At 51.3% G+C, this 22,284-nt stretch carries 25 protein-coding genes; 3 read left to right on the top strand and 22 right to left on the bottom strand.

Annotated features, from left to right (window positions below):
- Positions 1 to 59 precede the first annotated feature (59 nt).
- Both KNV97_RS07765 and KNV97_RS07760 read right to left on the bottom strand, forming a co-directional pair.
- Complete coding sequence (locus KNV97_RS07765; protein ID WP_136482637.1) at positions 60 to 2,000, bottom strand: DNA topoisomerase III; 1,941 nt, start codon at positions 1,998 to 2,000, stop codon at positions 60 to 62.
- A gap of 99 nt (positions 2,001 to 2,099) precedes the next feature.
- Positions 2,100 to 2,435, bottom strand: coding sequence for a Grx4 family monothiol glutaredoxin (locus tag KNV97_RS07760; protein ID WP_136482635.1), 336 nt, complete (start codon positions 2,433 to 2,435; stop codon positions 2,100 to 2,102).
- A gap of 377 nt (positions 2,436 to 2,812) precedes the next feature.
- Between KNV97_RS07760 and sodB the strand changes: the two genes are divergently transcribed.
- The 3 genes from sodB to KNV97_RS07745 all read left to right on the top strand — a co-directional run bounded on the left by sodB (position 2,813) and on the right by KNV97_RS07745 (position 4,985).
- Positions 2,813 to 3,397 (top strand): superoxide dismutase [Fe], encoded by a 585-nt coding sequence (gene sodB / locus KNV97_RS07755; RefSeq protein WP_136482633.1) that lies wholly within the window; start codon positions 2,813 to 2,815, stop codon positions 3,395 to 3,397.
- Between the two features lie 153 nt (positions 3,398 to 3,550).
- A complete protein-coding gene (locus KNV97_RS07750) occupies positions 3,551 to 4,054 on the top strand; it encodes a VC2046/SO_2500 family protein (RefSeq protein ID WP_136482631.1) in 504 nt (167 codons plus the stop codon).
- Between the two features lie 262 nt (positions 4,055 to 4,316).
- Positions 4,317 to 4,985 carry an SDR family oxidoreductase gene (locus KNV97_RS07745; RefSeq protein WP_136482629.1) on the top strand — a complete coding sequence of 223 codons (669 nt, stop codon included), beginning with the start codon at positions 4,317 to 4,319 and terminating at the stop codon, positions 4,983 to 4,985.
- Positions 4,986 to 5,074: 89 nt separating this feature from the next.
- Here the strand turns inward: KNV97_RS07745 and KNV97_RS07740 are convergent, their stop codons facing one another.
- The 20 genes from KNV97_RS07740 to KNV97_RS07645 all read right to left on the bottom strand — a co-directional run bounded on the left by KNV97_RS07740 (position 5,075) and on the right by KNV97_RS07645 (position 22,282).
- Positions 5,075 to 5,830 carry an MlaA family lipoprotein gene (locus KNV97_RS07740; protein WP_136482627.1) on the bottom strand — a complete coding sequence of 252 codons (756 nt, stop codon included), beginning with the start codon at positions 5,828 to 5,830 and terminating at the stop codon, positions 5,075 to 5,077.
- Between the two features lie 102 nt (positions 5,831 to 5,932).
- Positions 5,933 to 7,156 (bottom strand): c-type cytochrome biogenesis protein CcmI, encoded by a 1,224-nt coding sequence (gene ccmI / locus KNV97_RS07735; RefSeq protein WP_218562838.1) that lies wholly within the window; start codon positions 7,154 to 7,156, stop codon positions 5,933 to 5,935.
- Entirely contained in the window at positions 7,153 to 7,632 is a 480-nt protein-coding gene (locus KNV97_RS07730) for a cytochrome c-type biogenesis protein (protein WP_136482622.1), read from the bottom strand. The genes ccmI and KNV97_RS07730 overlap by 4 nt, the downstream gene beginning before the upstream one ends.
- Positions 7,629 to 8,183, bottom strand: a complete 555-nt coding sequence (locus KNV97_RS07725) for a DsbE family thiol:disulfide interchange protein (protein WP_136482619.1) — start codon at positions 8,181 to 8,183, stop codon at positions 7,629 to 7,631. Before KNV97_RS07725 ends, KNV97_RS07730 begins: the two co-directional genes overlap by 4 nt.
- Before the next feature lie 3 nt (positions 8,184 to 8,186).
- Positions 8,187 to 10,142 (bottom strand): heme lyase CcmF/NrfE family subunit, encoded by a 1,956-nt coding sequence (locus KNV97_RS07720; protein ID WP_136482617.1) that lies wholly within the window; start codon positions 10,140 to 10,142, stop codon positions 8,187 to 8,189.
- Entirely contained in the window at positions 10,139 to 10,621 is a 483-nt protein-coding gene (ccmE, locus tag KNV97_RS07715) for a cytochrome c maturation protein CcmE (protein WP_136482615.1), read from the bottom strand. The genes KNV97_RS07720 and ccmE overlap by 4 nt, the downstream gene beginning before the upstream one ends.
- Entirely contained in the window at positions 10,618 to 10,824 is a 207-nt protein-coding gene (gene ccmD / locus KNV97_RS07710) for a heme exporter protein CcmD (protein ID WP_136482613.1), read from the bottom strand. The genes ccmE and ccmD overlap by 4 nt, the downstream gene beginning before the upstream one ends.
- A 1-nt stretch (position 10,825) precedes the next feature.
- Complete coding sequence (locus tag KNV97_RS07705; protein WP_136482611.1) at positions 10,826 to 11,578, bottom strand: heme ABC transporter permease; 753 nt, start codon at positions 11,576 to 11,578, stop codon at positions 10,826 to 10,828.
- A gap of 83 nt (positions 11,579 to 11,661) precedes the next feature.
- Complete coding sequence (gene ccmB, locus KNV97_RS07700; protein WP_136482610.1) at positions 11,662 to 12,330, bottom strand: heme exporter protein CcmB; 669 nt, start codon at positions 12,328 to 12,330, stop codon at positions 11,662 to 11,664.
- Positions 12,330 to 12,950, bottom strand: coding sequence for a cytochrome c biogenesis heme-transporting ATPase CcmA (gene ccmA, locus KNV97_RS07695; RefSeq protein ID WP_136482608.1), 621 nt, complete (start codon positions 12,948 to 12,950; stop codon positions 12,330 to 12,332). Before ccmA ends, ccmB begins: the two co-directional genes overlap by 1 nt.
- A 257-nt stretch (positions 12,951 to 13,207) precedes the next feature.
- Entirely contained in the window at positions 13,208 to 13,720 is a 513-nt protein-coding gene (locus tag KNV97_RS07690; RefSeq protein WP_136482606.1) for a DUF2802 domain-containing protein, read from the bottom strand.
- A complete protein-coding gene (locus tag KNV97_RS07685; protein WP_218562837.1) occupies positions 13,720 to 14,214 on the bottom strand; it encodes a chemotaxis protein CheW in 495 nt (164 codons plus the stop codon). The genes KNV97_RS07690 and KNV97_RS07685 overlap by 1 nt, the downstream gene beginning before the upstream one ends.
- Before the next feature lie 37 nt (positions 14,215 to 14,251).
- The gene (locus KNV97_RS07680; protein ID WP_218562836.1) at positions 14,252 to 15,259 is read right to left on the bottom strand and encodes a chemotaxis protein CheW; all 1,008 of its coding nucleotides are present in this window, start codon (positions 15,257 to 15,259) and stop codon (positions 14,252 to 14,254) included.
- The gene (locus tag KNV97_RS07675) at positions 15,252 to 16,028 is read right to left on the bottom strand and encodes a ParA family protein (RefSeq protein WP_136482602.1); all 777 of its coding nucleotides are present in this window, start codon (positions 16,026 to 16,028) and stop codon (positions 15,252 to 15,254) included. The genes KNV97_RS07680 and KNV97_RS07675 overlap by 8 nt, the downstream gene beginning before the upstream one ends.
- Positions 16,029 to 16,037: 9 nt before the next feature.
- Positions 16,038 to 17,171 (bottom strand): protein-glutamate methylesterase/protein-glutamine glutaminase, encoded by a 1,134-nt coding sequence (locus KNV97_RS07670; RefSeq protein ID WP_136482600.1) that lies wholly within the window; start codon positions 17,169 to 17,171, stop codon positions 16,038 to 16,040.
- Between the two features lie 25 nt (positions 17,172 to 17,196).
- On the bottom strand, positions 17,197 to 19,470 hold the full coding sequence (locus KNV97_RS07665) for a chemotaxis protein CheA (RefSeq protein WP_136482598.1): 2,274 nt from the start codon (positions 19,468 to 19,470) through the stop codon (positions 17,197 to 17,199).
- Between the two features lie 9 nt (positions 19,471 to 19,479).
- Entirely contained in the window at positions 19,480 to 20,196 is a 717-nt protein-coding gene (locus tag KNV97_RS07660) for a protein phosphatase CheZ (RefSeq protein ID WP_136482597.1), read from the bottom strand.
- A 57-nt stretch (positions 20,197 to 20,253) separates the two neighbouring features.
- Positions 20,254 to 20,622 (bottom strand): chemotaxis response regulator CheY, encoded by a 369-nt coding sequence (gene cheY / locus KNV97_RS07655; RefSeq protein WP_168796924.1) that lies wholly within the window; start codon positions 20,620 to 20,622, stop codon positions 20,254 to 20,256.
- 45 nt (positions 20,623 to 20,667) lie between these two features.
- On the bottom strand, positions 20,668 to 21,402 hold the full coding sequence (locus tag KNV97_RS07650; RefSeq protein WP_136482593.1) for an RNA polymerase sigma factor FliA: 735 nt from the start codon (positions 21,400 to 21,402) through the stop codon (positions 20,668 to 20,670).
- Complete coding sequence (locus tag KNV97_RS07645) at positions 21,395 to 22,282, bottom strand: MinD/ParA family protein (protein ID WP_168796923.1); 888 nt, start codon at positions 22,280 to 22,282, stop codon at positions 21,395 to 21,397. The genes KNV97_RS07650 and KNV97_RS07645 overlap by 8 nt, the downstream gene beginning before the upstream one ends.
- Between the last annotated feature and the right edge of the window lie 2 nt (positions 22,283 to 22,284).

Genomic DNA, 22,284 nt, shown 5'->3' with positions numbered 1-22,284 from the left:
ACTCAGGGCCTGTCCGGATCTCCCTCCGGGTGGGCCTTTCTTATTTGCCCGCTACCTTGTTACGCCTGGCCTTTCGGCTTCGTTTTAAAGCTGCGTCGTTTACGTTTAAACGTCGGCTTTTCAACCGCAGGTAACGCGCGCAGTGAGTCCGGAACCGGGCCGGTTTTCACCTGCTGCATCAGCGTTTCAATTTGTTGCTGCAATGCCTGCATAAACGGCTGATAAGCCTGGCCGCGTTCAGCCATAGCCTGCAACTGGTGCTCCCAGTGGGCCGTCATATCCGGATAGGTTGATTCTTGCGGTAAGGCATGAATCAGACCGCGTCCGGCCGCAGAGCTTTTAATCAACTTACCTTCGCGTTTGAGTAGCTGACGCTTGAATAAGGTATCAAGGATCCCGGCCCGGGTCGCCTCTGTCCCGAGCCCATCGGTATCACGCAGAATTTTCTTCAGCTCTTTATCGGCCACAAAGCGAGCGATCCCGGTCATGGCCTGCAGCAGAGACGCTTCGGTAAAATAACGCGGCGGCTCGGTTTTACGATCCTTAATTTCCCCTTCACGACAGGTCAGCACAGTGCCAACCGGCAACGGCGGAACGGTATCGACGCCTTCATCCTGCTCATCTTTGTGTCCGGTCAGGGCTTTCCAACCGGCGGAGAGCAACTGGCGCCCTTTGGCAATAAAGGTGCCACCGGCAATATCGAACACCAGTTTCGCTTCGGCGTAAAGCGCAGGCGGATAGAACTGAATCAGATACTGACGGGCAATCAGTTGGTAGACTTTCATTTCCTGAGCCGACAACGCATTGACGGATGCCTGCTTCGGCGTGGGAATAATCGCGTGGTGGGCATCCACCTTGGCATCATTCCAAGCTTTGGATTTGCGGCTTAAATCGGCACCACTCACCGCACTGGTCAGTTCACTGGCATTGTGTGCAATTGCCGCCGTCACCGCTCCTGCCTGGGCAAAATGCTCTTTGGGCAGGTAACGACAATCGGAACGCGGATAAGTAATCAGCTTATGTTTCTCGTACAACGCCTGACAGATGTCCAGTACCTGCTGGGCACTGAGATTAAACCGTTTCGCCGCATCAATCTGCAGCGCGGATAAGGAATAAGGCAACGGCGCTGACTGTTTGGTCTGATTCTGCTCGGATTCAAGCACCTTGGCTGGCTGGCCGGCAATCCGCCCGGCCACATTTTCCACCAGCTTACGGTTGAGCACCCGCCCTTCTTCATCCTGCCAGGGTTTGCACGCTTCACTCGGCTGCCAGCGCGCACGGATATCAAACGCCCCACTGCTGTCTTGGTAAGGGATCAACGCATCCAGGGTAAAGTAATCTTTCGGCACAAACTGCTCAATTTCTTCATCACGCCGCACCACCAGCCCTAACACCGGCGTTTGCACCCGACCGACCGACAACACGCCCTGATAACCCGCCTTCTGGCCGAGCAGGGTATAGGCACGGGACATATTCATCCCGTACAACCAGTCGGCGCGTGAACGTGCTAATGCCGAAACCGACAACGGAATAAACTCGCGGTTACTGCGCATCGATGACAGCGCTCTTTTTACTGCCGGTAAGTTCAAGTCGCTGATCAGCAGACGCTCCATCGTCTCTTTTTTGCCTTTGCTGACTTTGCAGTAATCAATCACCTCATCCACCAGCAACTGTCCTTCACGGTCCGGGTCGCCGGCATGAACGATCTGACTGGCGTCTTTCAGCAGTTTACGCACCACACTCAATTGCTTACTGGCTGATTTTCTCGCTCTCAGTTGCCACTGCTCGGGCACGATGGGCAGATCAGCCAGATTCCACTTCTTGTAGCGTTCATCATAAGCATCAGGCTCGACCTGTTCGAGCAGATGGCCAATACACCAGGTCACCACATCACCGTTGGCGCAGCGAATAAAACCTTGATCCTTTTTATGCGGTTTGGGTAATGCGTCGGCAATCGCTCTGCCTAAGCTGGGTTTTTCTGCAATAAATAAACGGCTCATAACCTGACGGACGACTAGAAAAAATTAAGGCCACATTATCGAATGTGGCCTTAGGAAATCAAGAAAAACTGTAGTTTTATACAGTGTTTTCGACGAATATCAGTCTTCGCTGCTCGCTGCGCGTGCGGCAGCTTCTTTGATCAGTGGCTGAAGTTCGCCCTTCTGGAACATCTCAATGATGATGTCACAACCACCAATCAGCTCGCCTTCAACCCACAGCTGCGGGAAAGTTGGCCATTGAGCGTAAACTGGCAGTTCAGCGCGGATGTCAGGATTTTGCAGGATATCAACGTAAGCAAATTTTTCACCACAAGCCATCAGAGCCTGAGATGCCTGAGAAGAGAAACCACAGCTAGGTAGCTTAGGTGAACCTTTCATGTACAGAAGGATCGCGTTCTCTGAAATTTGCTGTTTGATTTTATCGATGGTTTCCATTGCTTCCTCTTAATGGAGTTTAATTTTGATGAGCCACATTCTAAATCATTAATAGAGAATAAAAAGCCCATTATCATTATGGTTTCTGGCGCAGCTTTGTACAAACGGTAAAATTAACTTTCTGACTTGCCTTTATCGCAGAAGGCGCCTACTTTGCCAAGAGTCGGTTTACGCTCTGGATCCATTTACACTGTTGAATGATCGACTACTTGATCAATTGACCTGCGTGGCTGGATTAACGATTTTTCTCAAGATTGGGCTTTTAATAAAGTAAAAACTTGCTAAAATAGATCGCAAGTCAGTCGTATCGACGAAAATAAAAACACTGGAAGCAATCCGAAAGAGATAACTCTTTCAAATATATGGAGAATCGAGTAATGGCATTTGAACTACCAGCTCTTCCTTACGCAAAAGATGCACTGGAACCACACATCTCTGCAGAAACTCTGGACTACCACCACGGTAAACACCACAACACTTACGTGGTTAAGCTGAACGGTCTGATCCCAGGTACTGAGTTTGAAGGTAAAACTCTGGAAGAGATCATCAAAACGTCTACTGGCGGCGTGTTCAACAACGCAGCTCAGATCTGGAACCACACTTTCTACTGGCACTGCCTGTCTCCAAACGGCGGCGGCGAACCAACTGGCGCAGTAGCTGATGCTATCAACGCTGCATTTGGTTCTTTCGAAGAGTTCAAAGCGAAGTTCACTGAAGCAGCAATCAACAACTTCGGTTCTTCTTGGACTTGGCTGGTTAAGAAAGCGGACGGCTCTCTGGCTATCGAAAACACGTCTAACGCAGGCACTCCAATCACTGAAGCGGGTACGACTCCGCTGCTGACTGTTGACCTGTGGGAACACGCTTACTACATCGATTACCGCAACGTGCGTCCAGACTACATGAACGGTTTCTGGGCTCTGGTTAACTGGGAATTCGTAGCAGCGAACCTAGCGAAGTAATCGCAGCTTACTGATCCAGTAATCTTGCTTAAAGCCCGCTTTTGCGGGCTTTTTTGTGGGCTTTAATCACGAAATATATTGGTTTTTAAGCAAAAATTTGTCTAAAGCTTTGCTGACCGCTGCCGCTACATAGGGCATCAAGCGGAGAGCAGCATGCAAGTACACACCTTAGACAAAGCCGGTATTATTAACGAACTGCAGTTCGGCCGTGGCATCAGCCATGCCGTCGAGCAAGGACGTCGCGCCGACTTTTCTCTGCTGCTTGCGATGTTTTCAGCTGATGTGCGTGACAACACACCAGTCGAGCAGGTTGAACAACCGCTGACCAGCGATGATATTCTACGTAAACGCTTTGCCCTGCAGAACCCCCAGGCACTGCGTAATGATCAGAGTTCATACGCTATTTCAGCCCGTCAGGCGGACATGTTCCATCACGGCGGCCTGGCCAGTGCCAAACTTGCCCATTATCTGCAGCCGGAAGTACTGACCTATCTGCCTGAAGATACTCAGGATCTTCCTGAAGACGTTTACCTCAACCTATCTGGTCACGAACGGCGTCATCTGGCACAGAAAACGGCGCCAAGCCTTATCCCGGCGGATCTCTACCCGCAACTCAATACCGCCTGGCGTCAGGATCAGATTCACGCCCAGGTTTAATTACCTTGTGCCCGATACGATCACCTTATTGCAGATTTCATCCCCTTTTGACGCACCATGCTGCGATCCCGTCCTGGCGCCGGATGTAATTCGTTACGCCGCTACCGACACGGAGTGTGAATAAGTGCAAACATTTGATCATGATTAAGCCGCCACCCCGGGTTCTTTGACTTTATTCACATCGCTGCTGCATCTCTTCGGCCATCCTGAAACAACCTGTTCCACCGCCAAATCGATAATAACATTCAAAGGCAGGCTCAAGATGAATATTGGAAGTTCACTGGTGTTGATTACTTCAGCAAGCTCACTGCTTGGCGGTACACTGGCGCTGCATTTTGCCCGACTTGGCGCAAGCGTAGTGCTGTGTGATACCGATAGTGCCGGGCTGGAAGAGACTCGTAAGCGTTGTCAGGACATCAGCGGACATATTCGGGCCTATCCGTTAAGCGATTATGGCTTACCCAGTATTCAGGCCATGCTGGATGACATTGAACGGCATTATCAAACCGTACCGGATGTGCTGATCAACAACTGGCCCAACGCTGCGCTTCCTGCGTTAACCGACCACCAACCAACCGAGCGTTTTATCGAGAAACTGGCCTTGATGGCGGCGTCGATGTTCACGTTTGGTCAAGTCTGTTCGGAAAGAATGCGCAAACATAACACCAAAGGCGTCATCGTCAATGTGCTGTCCTACAACTCCCCCCAGGATATGCCGGGGATTGAAAACGCGACCTCGATGGTATCCGGCTTTACCCAGAGCTGGGCCAGAGATCTGACTCCGTTTAATATCCGGGTAGGCGGCGTGGTGCCGATGATTTCAGCCAACGACGAAACCGCCCACTGGGCTGAGGTCAATGATGAGCTGATTCGCAATACGGAATACATTGTCGCCAATGAGTATTTCAGTGGCCGGGTGATGTCAGCCTGAGCCTTTGTACGAGACCAGCAAACCAGTGAGCTTGATCCGAGGCAATAGCCGCCAAGATCGTGCTGCAGGCCGACACGGAAAGGGGCAAATCAGAAACCTTCGTCGAGGTAGTCGTCGAGATACTCTTCTTCTTCCGGATTATATTCAGGTTGTTCGATTTCGGCTTTGAAGTCACGGCGCTGCAGATAAACCTCGCGTGTCAGCGCATAAGGATCCGGAGAATTGTCCAGCATCGCTTCCTGCGACACCAGCGCAGCACGGTTTTCCATGCCTTGAATCGCCCATTTACCGATACTGGCCCAGATATTGAGATAAGATAACGGGGCATAAGTGCTGTCAACCAGATCGGTGGTTTCCCGCACGGTCAACGGACCATAACCCGGCGCCATCACATAAGGGCCGTTACCGACACCGTAATGTCCGACCGCATCACTGAACGCCTTCTCTTCATGCTTACTGATCCCGGCCTCAGACGCGATATCAATCAGGCCCAGCAGACCAAACGTGGAGTTGAGCCAGAAGCGGTTAAAATGATCGAGCGCTTTTTTACCATTACCCATCAACAGGTTGTTGATCATGCTGGCTGGCTCATCAAGGTTGGAGAGAAAGTTGGACAGGCCAGTGCGCACCGGTGAAGGTACATAATCAACATACGCCAGCGATACCGGACGTACCACGTACGGGTCAAGATAATCGTAGTTCACCGTCCACATGGCACGGTTAAATCCTTCCAGTGGATCATTTACGTCGGAGTCCGCGTTAGCGGCATCATCGGGCGCTGAACTGCACCCGACCAGAATCATCAATACGGATAGGGAAAAAATCCGTGTTAAACGGCTCAGCATCATCATAGTCCATAGCTAAAAGCCGATGATGTCATCGGCCTTTAATACATCAAATCAAGCAACTATACCCAAAAAGTAGCACATGGGTATACAGGTGGGTAATTAATACTGCTTATCAATCACAACTTCAACCGGTTGACCTAAATTAACCGCCTCACTCTCGCCAAACCAGTCGCCCTGTTTTGTTGCTACGTTACCATCACGGTCAACCCGGACCCGCACCATCAGCGAATCAAGATCAGACAGCTTACGCCCCTGAATCATGCTGTTGCTGTCATCAAGCACCACAGTACGCGGAAACTGACTCAGCGGATAACGGGCAGCCGCTACTGGCATCGGGGCGCCATCGGCGGTGTGTACCGATACAATCAACACTGCGTCAGCCGGCAAACTGACATTACCGCCGAGCGATATCGTCACCTGCACCGAATCCGCAGCGGCATCAGAACCTTGTCCCAGGCTGCGCTCTGCACTGGCAATACTGCGTGTCAGCATCTGGTAACGCGCGTCATTCGGACCTATCATCTGCTGCATACGACGCCAATAATCGATAGCCGCCTGATATTCCGCTCGTTCAAAGGCATCAAAAGCCAGCAATGAATAGACCCGTAAATCCACATAATCACGGCTGGCAAGGCGTTCTAACATCGTACGCGCCTGGTTCTGATCCATTTCATCATCAGACAGCATCAGGGCCTGGGCATACCCCAGTTGGATATCGCCATCCGTCGGTTCAAGGGCATAAGCATGTTTCATTGCACCAACCGCCGTCTGCATATCCCGGTTCGCCAGCCCTATCCGGCCGAGTAGCAACCAACCGGTCGAATCCTCTGGTTGATAGTATAGCCGAGTGCGCAGCGACAAGGTCAGGTCCTGCATCTCCTGGTCAGTCAGTTGCACGCCCTGTCCGGCAGGAGCCATCAGCTTACGGGTCAGATCCGGTAAATTAGCACTGATATTTTGCCACTGCTCGACTTTATCGTAATAACCAAACTTGGCATACAGACCATAACTCAGCACCACCACCAGCACGGAAGGTATCAGCACTGCCAGTGTCGACATCTGACGAGCTTCAACGGCCTTGCCTTGTTCGGGGATATCGTCCAGCAGAGACTGCTTCAAATCGGCAATAAGTTCGCTCTGATCGCCAACCAGACCTTCCTGGGTCTCTTCTTCCAGTTCACTGAGGCGGTCCTTGTAAAATGCTTTGTTCAGCTCGTCACGCAGGACAGTGTCATTATTCGCTTTGCGCTGGATAAGCGGTATGGCGATAAACACACAGGCAATCGTTACCAGGATAAGCGTCGCAATCCAGAATAAAGTCATTTGTGCTTATCTCCGTTTTCAGCTTCTTCCAGCAACGCCTTAAGGCGCGCTTCTTTAGCACTGTCCCATTGCTGCCCTTGGCCAGTGGTCGTTTTACTGCGACTGCGCACGACAATTACGCTAAAACCGATAGCCAGCACGGCCAGAGGACCAAGCCACAAAATAGCGGTACTGGCGGTAAATGGCGGGTTATAAGTGATAAAATCACCATAACGGGCGGTCATGTAGTCGATAATTTCCTGCTTGGACTGCCCTTGCTTAGTCATTTCGTACACTTTATGACGCAGGTCCTGAGCCAAAGCAGCATTCGAGTCTGCAATGGTATTGTTCTGACATTTCGGGCAACGCAGTGTATTACTCAGTTCCTGAAACTGGCTCTCCTGCTCCGGGCTGTCAAAATCATACACTTCGATTGCCGCCAAAGCTGAGGCAGAAACAATCAGGCTTGTCAGTATCGCGAGGATCCAACGTTTCATTGTTTCGCCTCCTGCAACAGTTTCTGATAAAGCGGCGCCAGGGTATCCTGCCAGTTGCGAGGATTGACATCGCCGACATGGCGGTAACGAATCACCCCGTTAGCATCAATCAGAAATGTCTCCGGCGCGCCGTACACACCCAGATCCAAACCCAACATACCATTACCATCAAACAGACTGATCAGGTATGGATTACCCAGATTGTTGAGCCATTTTACCGCTTTATCGCGCTGATCTTTGTAGTTCATACCGATAATTTTCACCCCCTGACCAGATAACTGGTTAAGGTACTGGTGCTCGGCATAACACGTCGGACACCAGGTTGCCCAGACATTGAGCAGCAGCGGCTCGCCTTTAAATATCGACTGATCATACAGTTTGCCGGGCTCAGCCAGATCCTCGAGACGGAAAGTTGGCACCTTCTTCCCTACCAACACTGACTCAAGCTTGGTCGGATCATCCCCTTCCGAGTTTCTGAACAATTGAGTGGCAAACACGGCTGCCAGAATCAGAAATGCCAGCAGCGGAATAAACAGAATCTTCTTATTCATGCCTTATGCCTCCTGTGCCGATGTCTTTCTGAAACGGTAGCGCTTATCACTAATGGCCAGCAATCCGCCAATCGCCATCAAAAGACCACCCGCCCAAATCCAGCGAACAAACGGTTTGTAGTAAATGCGTACCGCCCAGGAATGATTGTCATCCAGACGTTCGCCCATCGCGATATACAGGTCGCGCGTCAGGCCGCGATCAATCGCCGCTTCGGTCATCATAGAGCGCGCCGTACGATAGAAACGCTTCTCTGCGTGCATGGTGTTGAGGTACTTACCTTGCTGAGTGACCTCAAAATCGGCAATATAACCATCGTAGTTAGGGCCATCTTTATCACGCAGCCCTTTAAAGTAGAACTCGTAATCATGCAGCTGGAAACGTTCACCAGGCGCCAGGCGCACATCACGTTCAATGCTGTAGTTCTGCACCATCGCGATACCGATAATCGTCACCGCCAGCCCCAGGTGGGCCAACATCATCGCCCAGTGGCTGCGTTGCAATTTACCCAGACCGGTCAGGAAGCCGTGACGATGAGTCGCACGTTCATACAGCTCCACCGCGTGCAGGCACACAATCCATAACGCCATTACCCAGCCCATATAGGCCATGGCACTGAAATGCAGCATGGTCGTGTCAACGACTATCGCCCCAAGCAGCAGGGAGATCAGGCCGGAAATCACCATAGGTTTGATAAGTTTACTCAGGTTGTCACGCTTCCAGCGAATCAGCGGACCAATACCGAGCAGAAACGCGAACGGCACCATCAACCAGGCAAACAGCGAGTTAAAGAATGGCGCGCCGATAGAAACCGAGCCCAGCCCAAGCTGTTTATGCACCAACGGCAGCAGAGTACCAACCAGAACCACCACCAGGGCCGCGATCAGTAATACGTTATTGGCCAGCAGGGCATTCTCTCGCGATACCAGCTCAAAGTTGCCTCGCACCCGTACTGATGCGCCTTTGAGCGCAAACAGCAGCAGCGAGCCGCCAATCACAATCACCAGAAAGGCCAGGATAAAGATGCCGCGCGCCGGGTCGGACGCAAATGCGTGCACCGAAACCAGAATTCCTGAGCGCACCAGAAACGTACCGAGCAGACTCAGTGAGAACGCTGAAATCGCCAGTAACACGGTCCAGGCCTTAAACGTGCCGCGCTTTTCGGTCACCGCCAGTGAGTGAATTAAAGCGGTACCAGCCAGCCAAGGCATAAAGGATGCGTTTTCGACCGGATCCCAGAACCACCAGCCGCCCCAGCCCAGTTCGTAATAAGCCCACCATGAACCCAGTACAATGCCGACAGTCAGGAACAGCCAAGCCGCCGTCGTCCACGGACGCGACCAGCGCGCCCATGCCGTGTCCAGACGTCCGGTCATCAATGATGCAATCGCAAAAGAAAACGCCACCGAGAAACCGACATAGCCCATATACAACATAGGCGGATGGATAATCAGCCCCGGGTCCTGCAGCAGCGGATTGAGGTCGCGGCCATCGATCGGGAAGTATGGCAGAGTGCGAGTGAACGGGTTCGATGTCACGATGATAAACAGCAGGAAACCGACGCTGATCATACCCATCACGGACAGTACCCGTGCAACCGACTCTTGCGGCATGCCGCGACTAAGGGTGGCCACAGCCAGAGTCCAGCCAGCCTGAATCAGCACCCACAGCAGCAACGAGCCCTCGTGGGCACCCCAGACAGCAGTCAGACGGTAATACCAAGGCAGCTGACTGTTGGAATTACTGGCCACATACTGCACGGTAAAATCGTTGCTGTAGAAGGCCCACATCAGGATGCCGAACGACAACGCCAGCATAGTGAACATGCCCAGCGACAGAGGGCGCGCCGCATTCATCAGAGTCGCGTTGTTTTTGGCAGCGCCGATCAAAGGCAATATACTGAGCAGTAACGCCAGCGCCAGTGCCAGGATTAGGGCAAAATGTCCTATCTCTGCAATCATTGCGCACTCCCTTGTATCTGTTGCTCAGAATAATTCATCGGAGAATGGTTTTTCTGCATCGCTTCAGCAATTTCCGGCGGCATATACTCTTCATCGTGCTTAGCCAGAACTTCGAATGCTTCAACGGTAGTGGCGTCTTTCAGCACCCCCTGAGCAACAATACCCTGCCCTTCACGGAACAGGTCCGGCAGAATGCCGTCGTAAAGAATGGTCACGGTCGGCCCGGTATCACGCAGCAAAAAGCTGACTTTTAACGAGTCAGAATCGCGTTTCACCGAACCTTTCTGTACCATACCACCAATACGCAGTCGCTGGCCGACTTCCGGTTTCTTCCCGCTTTTACCGTTTACCAGCTCAGTCGGAGTATAAAACAGGTCCATATTCTGGTTCAGTGCGTACAAAATCAAACCAATCGTCGCACCGAGACCAATCAGAATGGCCAGCACAATACCGAGGCGCTTTTTTCGTCTTGGGTTCATAGTGTGTTCTCCATATTTTTTGCCGCATCAATCCGAGCCTGACGCGCGATTTTGGCCTCGACCTGCTTAAGCAGCGTCCGGCTGCGACGAACACTCGCCACCCACAAAATTAACAATGAAACAAAAGTGATACCAAAGGCGCTCCACACATAACCTGCGTAGCCTCCCATGGCAAAAAAGTCACCGATTGAGTCAAAATACATCTCATTGCCCCCCGAGCATTTTGCTGGTTGCCAGCTGGATCACCCATGGACGGTGACTCTCTTTACTGATGATCTCGTTCCGGGTACGAATCATCGCCAGAGCAGCGAACAAGAAAGCAAACCCAAAAATATTTAACAGCAACGGCCACAACATGTCGTTGGAAATGGATGGCTTGGCAAATTTGGTGATAGTGGCCCCCTGATGCAGGGTATTCCACCACTCGACAGAAAAGTGAATAATGGGCAGGTTGATGACCCCGACAATAGCCAGAATACCGGCGGCTTTTGCGGCCGTTTTCTGGTCATCAAACGCATGATACAAGGCGATGACACCCAGATAGAGGAACAGTAGAATCAGTTCGGACGTCAGACGAGCGTCCCATACCCACCAGGCGCCCCACATCGGCTTGCCCCACACCGCACCAGTGATCAGCGCGATAAAGGTATATACCGCACCAATAGGCGCCATCGCTGAAGCGGCCATGTCGGACAATTTCACCTGCCAAACCAGGCCGATAAAGGCCGCAATCGCCATCGACATATACACCCCCATCGACCAGATCGCCGCGGGAACATGAATATAAATAATTCGAAAACTATCGCCCTGCTGGTAGTCAGCCGGCGCAAAAGCCAGTCCCCAAACGGTACCGGCAGCCAGACATAACAGCGCTAAAATCACAAACCACGGCTGCAATTTACCGCATAAACGGTAAGCAGCTTCTGGTTTGGCATAGGGATGGAGCCATTTCCACATTGTTCTTTCTCACTTTGCTTCCGACACCGAATCTGTCTTGTCCGGTTTGCCAGTATGTCACGGATACAGCAGTCCGCAATCTGTCAATTGACGCTCACTCTGAGTGCTGCACTGATCGCAAATGGGGTCAGGGTCAGTGCCCCCATAAACATGGCAGCCATAATGGCCAATTGTCCGTTAAACGCCATCCCCAGCGAAGCAGCATCGATCGCTGAAGTGGCAAAAATTAAAATTGGAATATACAGCGGCAGCACCAGCAGGCTCAGCAGCACCCCACCTTTTTGCAGCCCGACGGTCAGCGCCACGCCTATAGCACCAATAAAGCTGAGGGTTGGAGTCCCCAACAGCAACGTCAATACCACGGCCAGCCAGGTATCCAAATCCAGAGACAGCAAAATCGCCAGCAGCGGACTAATCAGAATAAGCGGGACACCGGTTAACAACCAGTGCGCCAATACTTTAGAAATGACGACCACAGGTAACGGAACCGGCATCAGCATCATCTGCTCCAGTGAACCATCCTGAAAATCATCACGAAACAGACGCTCGAGCGAGAGCAGAGCAGACAGCAGCGCCGCCACCCAGACAATACCCGGTGCAATACGTGATAACAGCCCGGGCTCAGGACCTATGCTCAGCGGAAACAGGGTGATCACTATGATAAAAAACCACAGCGGATTAAAAATATCCGCCTGACGCCTAAACGCAATCAGCAGTTCACGCCGGATCACCGTGCCCATAGTTGAGAACATCAGGCATCCCCCAGTTTAATTTTACGCAGCTTGGGATTATCGGCAAACATATCCTGGTGAGTGGTCAGAACCACGATACCGCCTTGCTCAGCGTGTTTAAGAAACAACGCTTCCAACACTTTGGCACCTTGCTTGTCAATCGCAGTCAAGGGTTCATCCAGAATCCACAGTTTTTTCCGGCTGAGCCATAGTCTCGCCAACGCAACCCGTCGCTGCTGTCCGGCAGAAAGATGTGCCACCGGCACATCTTCTCGTCCCGCCAGCCCTACCTGGGTCAGCGCCTGATAGAGATCTTCACCTACTGCCGACCCGGCGTGGACTGACTGATAAAAACGCAAATTTTCCAATGCGGTTAACTCACGTTTAATCCCGGTCTGATGACCAAGAAACAGTAAGTCCTGATGATAACTGTCACGATCCGCTTCGATATTGACTTGGTTCCAATGGATAGTACCTTCATCACGATCACCAAGGCCGGTGATGATGCGCAGTAATGTCGTCTTACCCGTACCGTTACGTCCTTCGATCTGCACCAGTTCACCGGATTGAATGGTAAAAGACAATCCTTCAAACAGCGCTCTATCATCACGAATTGCGGTGAGGCTTTTTACATCCAGCATGGGCTTCTGTATCACTATTTTGGGGCGTCTATATTACCACACCCAGAAAGAGACTAAATAGACCAAGGGTATTTCGAATCACGAAACTAGGTAAGAAACTGTTAAATTTTAACAGCTTCTTACACCAACTAACCCTAAGGTATTAAGCGCATACCCTGTCATAGCCCAATAAAAAAGGAAGCCTTATGCTTCCTTATTAAGTTTGCGCCCGAGCCTATTGATAAGCTGAATTATTATGCTCAAATCAGCAGCAGATATCAGTTGCGCCGGACCGGTTTACGCGCGCTACGCTGCTGATTACCGGCAGACGAGCGCTGTTCCGGATCACTGCTTAACGGCGGAATAGCCTCACGACCTGACATTTTTTTCTGCAATGACAGCATCAACTCCGCTTCGGCCTTGGGCAGTTCACACTCTTCGATCAGCTCGTTAATATCTGCGCCCAACTTGACCATTTTCGAGGCGCGGCTGTACATCCGCCCGTCGGTATCGGCATTTTCGAGCTCTTTTAACCGTTCACTCAGATGTAAAATAATATCTTGTTGCTCGGAAACCTGCTGACCCAGCCCTACCATCACCGAACGCACTTCCAACGCTTGTTTATTGGCTTTTTGCAGTTCTTTATCAAGATGGCGGATTTGCTGGCGCAGCATATCGGAATGACGCCGTTGAGAGCGACGTACCATCAGCAATGCGAGCAAGAGCAGAACGAATAGAATAGCGCCGCCAGCAGCAAGTACGGACGGCGTTAAGCTGACCCAATCACTCATTACAGATGAGCCATTTCATCCCATTCTTCATCGCTAAGCAGCTTGTTCAGATCCACCAGAATCAGCAGCTTACCATCACGGTTGCTGACACCCTGAATGAACTTAGAACTTTCGTCTGTGCCGACACTTGGTGTGGTGTCAATTTCAGATGAACGCAGGTATACCACTTCCGCCACGCTATCAACCAGAATACCAATCACCTGGCGCTCTGATTCAATCACAATGATACGGGTGTTATCTGTCGTCTCACCTTGCATCAAACCAAATCGGGAGCGAGTATCGATAACGGTGACAACATTACCACGCAGGTTGATGATACCCAGCACGTAATCCGGAGCACCGGGAACCGGAGCAATTTCGGTATAACGCAGAACTTCACGCACCTGCATTACATTGATGCCATAGGTTTCTTCTTCTAGCTGGAACGTCACCCACTGCAGCACTTCGTCGTTAGAGTGTTCTTTTCGCACTTCAACTTCGTTAGTTTGAGACATACCTTTTCCTCTTATAGTCGTTCCCGACAAATATGTATTATTTATCCAGTGCTTTTACATCAAGACCAGCGTTTAGCATAGCGATCAATGCCTCAACATGGATCAAGGCGCACATTTTTTCTTTCACCATTCCGGCAAGCCAGGGGCGTTTACCCACCTGTTCCCGCCAGCGAACTTTGTCACTGTTAAGCAATTCCGTGCCTAAGAGTTTAGTACATGCTAATCCCCAGTGGCTTTCACCAAGCATCACAATGTACTGATAATGTTCTTTATGACTGTCGTCTCGCAGTTTTTCTGCCATGACCCACTTTGCGGTATCAACCACATCCAGCTGAGTATCACGATTGGTCTGTAACCCCAGGTACCAGACCGGTCGTCCGATCAAGTGGTTCAGGCTGCCTTTCTGATGAATCCCGCCCAGTTCATCGAGCGGAACCGCAAAGGTCACACCATTGACATCAAAATAGAGCACCTGAAAATTTTCATTGCGTACCGGGCTGTCCCAGTGACCAAGAGATCCGCCACCCGCTTGAGTTGCGGGCTCTGGCGTCGGGTCTGCTGTCACTTCAGCCTGTGGCTGTGCCACCTCTGCGATGGGCTCAGTGACGCTGATGTCCGGCTCAGCCAAATCCTGTAACTCTTGTAAAGCAATGCTATCTGGCAGCTCTGCTTCGCTGTGCAGTTCCGGTTCAAGATCCCATTCCTGAATTTCGTCCACGTCAGCCGGTGTCGCCACCACCTCATGCACTGCGATATCAAGCGTGTTCTGTTCCATGACCTGTTCGAGATCAAGTTCAGCAACCGGATTACTGTTTTCCAGTTGACTGAGTAAACGCTGGACGTCATTCAGGTTGGGTAACTCGATTTCGTCCAGCTCTTGCTCAAAGAAATTCTGTTGCGCCGCAGCAGCTATCTGCGGCGCAGGTTTTAACTCTGGTGCTCGTTCTGGCTCTGGAAGCAGCTCGTCATCGCCCAGCTCTTCATCAAGCAAAGCATTGAAATAATCGTCTAAAGCCTGTTCACTCGACAGCAAAGGATTACTCATCGATGGCGAGCCTCTCTAAGAACAACAATAACTGCTTATAGGCAAATACTCCGCGGCTGCCTTCGGCAAAGTGCGAAGCTGGTAAACGTTTCAGGCTGGCATCACGAAACTTGGTATCAATCGGTACCGCTGATGTCCAGACCTGATCCGGGTAATCTTTTTTCAACTGGTTAAGCGTCTGCAATGATGCCCGGGTGCGCTTGTCATACATGGTCGGCACTATGGTGACTTTAAACGAGCGACTGCGCGACTTTTGCATAATCGCCAGTGTGCGCACCATGCGCTCCAGACCTTTCATCGCCAGAAACTCGGTCTGCACCGGGATCAAAATACGATCGCTGGCAGCCAAAGCGTTGACCATCATGACCCCCAGGATCGGAGGGCAGTCAATCAGCACATAATCGTAGCGCTGACGAAGGGCCAGCAACGCCCGTTTCAGAATCAGCCCCATGCCGCTGCGGTTACCCATTACCCGGTCCAAAGTAGCCAAAGACATATGAGCCGGAATAATATCTATCCCTTCCACATCGGTTTTCAGGATCAGCGGTTCAACGCTCTGTTCGGTATACTCACGCAACTGAAACAGGTCAAACAGGCTGGCGGGCACACCATCGGAATCATAACCAAGATACGTGGTCAGGGATGCGTGCGGATCGGTATCCACCAATAACACGCGCTTGCCCTGTTTACTTAACAAACCTGCCAGTGTAATGGTCGTGGTGGTTTTCCCCACTCCGCCTTTCTGGTTTGCTACACTCCAAACGATCATGCGCAATCCTCAGGCCAGACCAACTTCGACCAGCATTCGCTCAGCGATACGGTCTAACGGTAAATCTTCGGATGAAATACCGGCTTTGGCGACCGCTTGCGGCATACCGTAGACAACACAACTTTCTTCGTCCTGTGCCCAGATGGTCGCGCCTGCGTTCTTAAGCATACGTGCGCCTTCACGGCCATCGGCCCCCATACCGGTCAGCACCATCGACAGCACTTTATCGCTGAAAACTTTCGATGCCGAGCCAAAGGTAACATCAACACAAGGCTTGTAATTCATCCGGTCTCCGCCATCAAGAATCCGCAGCTTAGCTGCACCGGGACGTCCTTCCACCATCATCTGTTTACCGCCTGGCGCAAGATAAGCCACACCAGGACGCAGTACATCACCGTCTTCCGCTTCTTTTACCTGAATTTTACACAGAGAATTGAGGCGGCTGGCAAAAGCGGCGGTGAAGGTTGCCGGCATGTGCTGAATCAAAACTATCGGGTGCGGATAATTGACAGGCAATTTAGTCAAAATCTTCTGCAGTGCAACCGGACCACCGGTTGAGGTACCAATGGCGGTCAACTGATATTTTTTACCCGTTGCCTTAAAGCGTGCCGATACAGAAACAGGTCGACTGTGACTCAGATTGCCCGTCGACAGGCTACTGCGCTGTAGTGGCGATGCCGTCGGACTGGTCGCCGCCGGCGTCACTGGCTCGGACCGGGCAACCACCGGACGGCGCATGAACGCCTTTTTGCTCGCAATCTGCAGTACCCGTTGCTGCAGCAATGTCACCGCTTCATCACGGTTACGGGCTATGTCTTCAAACTTTTTCGGTAAGAAATCCAGCGCGCCGGAATCCAGCGCATCCAGGGTCGCCTTAGCGCCATCATGCGTCAGCGATGAAAACATCAAAATCGGGGTCGGTGTACTGGCCATGATCTCACGCACAGCCGTAATGCCGTCCATCACCGGCATCTCGACATCCATGGTGATCACGTCCGGCTTAAGGCGCTGGACTTTCTCCACCGCTTCACGCCCGTTTGTCGCTACATCAATCACTTCCAAGCGCGGCTCAGAGTTGATGATTTCGCTAACACGACGTCTGAAAAAACTCGAATCATCAACAACTAATACTCTAATCGCCATAGTTATCCTTATTGTTTAAGGTCAATCAGATTCGTGATGCAGCCGCGTACTGCTTCAACAAATCCGGCACATCAAGAATCAGTGCGATATGGCCATCACTGGTGATCGTCGCGCCAGCCATGCCCGGTGTCCCCTGCAGCAGTTTATCAAGTGGTTTAATCACCACCTCTTCCTGGCCAATCAGAGTATCAACCACAAAACCGACACGCTGATTGCCCAACTGGACAATAACCACATGGCCATGGCCTTTACGAGCTTCGACTCTGCCGGCTTGCGGAGCCAACCAGTTTTGCAAATAAAACAGCGGGATAGACTTATCACGGACGATAATGGTCAATTGACCATCAACCACGTTAGTACGACTTAAATCGAGGTGGAAGATTTCACTGACACTTGCCAGCGGCAATGCAAACGGATAACCGGCCACACCCACCATCAGGGTTGGCAGAATAGCCAACGTCAGAGGCACTTTAATGGTGATCTTGGTTCCTTTACCCATTTCCGAATCGATATCAATCATACCGTTCAGGGTATTAATCGCCGTTTTCACCACGTCCATACCGACGCCACGTCCCGAAATATCGGAGATCTTCTCTTTACTGGAGAAACCAGGCATGAAAATCAGATTGAAGCACTCTTTGCTGGTGAGACGCGAAGCGGCATCCTCATCCATCATGCCGCGTTTAACGGCAATACTACGCAGTTTATTCGGGTCCATACCGCCGCCGTCGTCGACGATAGACAGTTCAATATGGTCGCCTTCCTGCGATGCAGACAGAATCACTTTACCGGTGCGCGGCTTACCCGCTTTTACCCGGTCTTCCGGCATTTCAATCCCGTGGTCAACCGAGTTACGCACCAAGTGGATCAGCGGATCCGCCAGCGCCTCAACCAGGTTTTTATCCAGGTCGGTCTCTTCACCGCGCATCTCCAGCACGATGTCTTTTTTCAGGCTGCGAGCCAAATCACGTACCACGCGCGGGAAACGACCGAACACTTTCTTGATCGGCTGCATGCGCGTTTTCATCACCGCGCCTTGCAGATCGGCGGTCACCACATCCAGGTTAGAGACGGCTTTCGACAAATCTTCGTCATTACTGTTCAGACCCAGGCTGAGTAGACGGTTACGAACCAGAACCAGTTCACCGACCATGTTCATAATGGTATCCAGTGTCGACGTATCAACACGAACGGTGGCTTCTGCCTGCGTTTTCTTAGCAGCGCCGCCCGCAGCAACTTCACGTTTCTCTGCCGGTTCTTCAATCACTTTAGGCGCTGGCGCGGCAGCGGCCGGCGCCGCCTTCGGTGTTTGCGCTTGCGAAGCTTTTGCAGCTGGCGCAGCGGCAGGCTTGGCCGTTGGCGCTTTCGCCGCAGGCTGCAGGTTTTCACTGGCTGGGCGCGTCGCCATGTCGAGCTCTTCGATAGACGGGCCTTTGCCTGCACCATGCAGTTCATCAAGCAGCTTTTCAAACTCTTCGTCGCTCATCAGGTCGCTGTCAGAAGACGAAGCCGAAGAGGCCGGCGCTTTCGCAGTAGGTGCAGCCGCAGACTCACTCTCTTTGCCAGGTGCGCCACCTTTACCATGCAGCTCATCGAGAAGACGTTCGAACTCGTCATCTGTGATATCACCGTCCGCTTGGCTGTTGGTCGACGCTGCAGTCGGGGCAGGACTTACGGCGGCAGGTGCGGCCGCTTTAGCGCCTGGAGCAGCACCTTTGCCATGCAGCTCATCCAGCAACTTTTCAAATTCATCCTGAGTAATGTCATCGATCGAATCGGCAGCCAGCGCACTACGGGTAGCAGGCTCGGCCACAGCATCGTCCATCACAGGCTCATCTTCCGCGACCGGCTCTTCTTCAACACTGACTTCAGCCACCTCGGCTTGCGCTGAGATGTCTTCGTCCTGCGACTCCGGTTTGCATAAATGATGGAGCTCTTCCAGCAGCTCAGGGTCAGCAGCTACCAGTGGTTCACGATCTTGTACCGCACGAAACTGTTCATTGACGGTATCCAATGCACGAAGCATTGTATCCATCAGACCGGCTGTTACAGAGCGCTGTCCGTTACGCAAAATATCGAACACGTTTTCTGCGCCATGGCAGGTCTCAACCAGTTCCGTCAGCGCTAAGAAACCCGCACCACCTTTGACGGTATGAAAACCGCGGAAAATTGCGTTTAAAAGATCGCGGTCTTCCGGATTATTCTCAAGTTCAACCAACTGTTCGGACAGCAAATCGAGAATTTCGCCAGCCTCAACCAGAAAGTCCTGAAGAATATCTTCGTCTAAATCGTAGCTCATACGTTACCCCTAAAATCCAAGACTCGATAGCAGGTCATCTACTTCGTCTTGAGATGAAACCGCGTCACTGCGTTCATGAGGGTTCATAATCGGTCCCTCAGGCTCAGTTAATGCTTTCTTACTTTTCTCTTGTTGTTCTATTTGTTCACTGCCGAACACAGTCAGAATCTCGACCAGACGCTGCTCTACCTCGTTGACGAGAGTAATCACGCGGCGAATGATCTGCCCGGTCAGATCCTGGAAATCCTGAGCCATAAGTATTTCGGTAAGTTGACCGCGCAACTCGCTGCTGTCACCTTCTACCTGAGACAGCAAACCGTCAATTCGATGACACAGCGCTTTGAACTCACTCAGCTCGATTTTACCATGCATCAGTTGGTTCCATTGCGGACGAACCTGAAGCAGACTTTCATGCAGACTGTCTGCAATCGGCATGCAGCGATCAACGGCATCCATGGTTTTGTTGGCGGCCACTTCGGTTTTTTCGATCACGTAATGCAAGCGATCGCGTGCATCAGGAATCTCATCATTGGCAATTTCACTCATTCGTTCATCGACGTGAAACTGCTTGAGAGAATCGTGAAGATCACGTGTTAAGGCGCCAATCTCCTTGAACATTGGGTTGCTTTCTGACTCATAAATACGCTTAAGCAGAAGGTTAGCCTGATCTTGCTGACCTTCTTCAAGCAAATGAACGAGTTCTCTGGCTTGTTCTAATGAAATCATTGTGTCGTTAGCCTTCCACGCGTTGAATAGAGCAAACTTTTGTCTATGCGACAGTTTTTATAGACGCTCGAAGATTTTTTCTAATTTTTCTTTTAACGTTGCAGCGGTGAAAGGCTTCACGATGTAGCCGTTAACGCCAGCCTGAGCCGCTTCGATGATCTGCTCACGTTTCGCTTCAGCAGTGATCATCAGAACAGGAAGATGCTTCAGTTCGGCATCGGCACGAATGTTTCTGAGCAGGTCGATACCTTGCATACCCGGCATGTTCCAGTCAGTTACCACGAAATCAAAATCACCTTTTTTAAGCATAGGCAATGCCGTCAGTCCGTCATCCGCTTCCTGAGTATTGTTGAAACCCAGGTCACGAAGCAGGTTCTTTACGATACGGCGCATTGTTGAAAAGTCGTCAACAATAAGGATTTTCATGTTTTTATTCAAAATTGCCTCCACTGAGTTCGAAATCAGTGATAGTTAGTCGTTCTGTGTCCATGAACTCAATTTGGTTCGCAGACGTTGCATTGATTGGCTTAGTATCTGGCTCACTCGGGACTCACTCACCCCCAGTACCTCACCAATTTCTTTCAAGTTTAGCTCTTCATCATAATAGAGCGAAAGTACTAAAGCTTCACGCTCGGGCAGCGATTTTATCGATGCGACCAGGGCTTCCCGGAATGCATCATCAGCCACTCCTTTGAACGGAGTGTTATCTTCTGCATCATCGACCGGTGAGATGGCGTCATCAGTCACACCCAAGTCTTCAATTCCGACAATTCTGGAACAGTTTATATCGGTTAGTACACTATGGTATTGATCTAATGACATTCCCATGTGTTTAGCAACTTCTGAATCGGTTGGGTCGCGATTGAGCTCCCCCTCCAACACCGCAATCGCCTGGCTGATTTCCCGATTGTGTTTATGTACTGAGCGTGGCACCCAGTCCCCACGCCGGATATCGTCGAGCATCGCACCCCGAATCCGTATCCCGGCATAGGTTTCAAAACTTGCACCCTTACTTCCGTCGTAGTTCTTTTGCGCTTCAAGCAAGCCGATCATGCCGGCCTGGATTAAATCTTCAATAAGTACACTGGGAGGCAGGCGCCCGATTAAGTGATGAGCTATACGCTTAACCAGTACGGAATACTTTTCCAGAAACAGAGTCTGGCTGTTCACGGTTCCGAACTGATTATAAGTAAGCGCTTTATTCACCAAATGATTCCCCTACAATTTCGGTCCGGTTGAGCAATCGTTCCACAAAGAACTCCAGATGCCCGCTTGGCGTTTTCGGAATCGGCCATGTTAACGCCTTATTGGCCAAAGAGCTAATCGCCAATGCGGCAGGGGAACGCGGAAACGCATCTACCACGATTCTCTGCCGTTTCACCGCCTGACGAACATTATCGTCCAGAGGAATACAGGCGACGAGTTCCATACTGACATTTAAGAAACGCTCCGTGACCAAAGTCAACTTGGCGAACAATTCCCTGCCTTCACGATAGCTTCTAACCATGTTGGCGACAATCTTAAATCGCTGAACCTGGTGTTCACGACTCAAAAGTTTGATCAGTGCATAAGCATCGGTGATAGAAGTCGGTTCGTCGCAGACCACAACAACCACATCTTGCGCCGCACGAGAAAAGCTCACCACCATGTCAGAAATACCGGCTGCGGTATCCACCAGCAGGATGTCCATTTCATCTTCCAGCGAGCCGAATGCACGAATCAGGCCTACGTGCTGAGCATGCGAGAGCTCCGTCATTGACTGGGTACCCGATGTAGCCGGAATGATCTTGATGCCATGCGGACCTTCCACGATCGCATCTTTAAGCTCACATTCACCCGCCAGTACATGACCGAGGTTTCGTTTCGGACGAATCCCCAGCATGACATCGATATTCGCCAGTCCCAGGTCAGCATCCAGCACCATGACTTTTTTACCCTGACGCGCCATACAAATGGCCATGCCCAGAGTCACGTTTGATTTGCCCACACCACCTTTGCCGCCAGTCACCGCGATGACTTTGGTTACGGAAGGTTGGGTTAAACGACGTAAGCCGCTTGCTTGGTCATATATCATTTTGTTTGTCATAT

It is taken from the genome of Vibrio ostreae, from assembly GCF_019226825.1.
Classification (GTDB): Bacteria; Pseudomonadota; Gammaproteobacteria; order Enterobacterales; family Vibrionaceae; genus Vibrio; species Vibrio ostreae.
The sequence above is the reverse complement of the archived record's forward strand: the minus strand, read 5'-3'. Positions and strand labels throughout refer to the sequence as shown.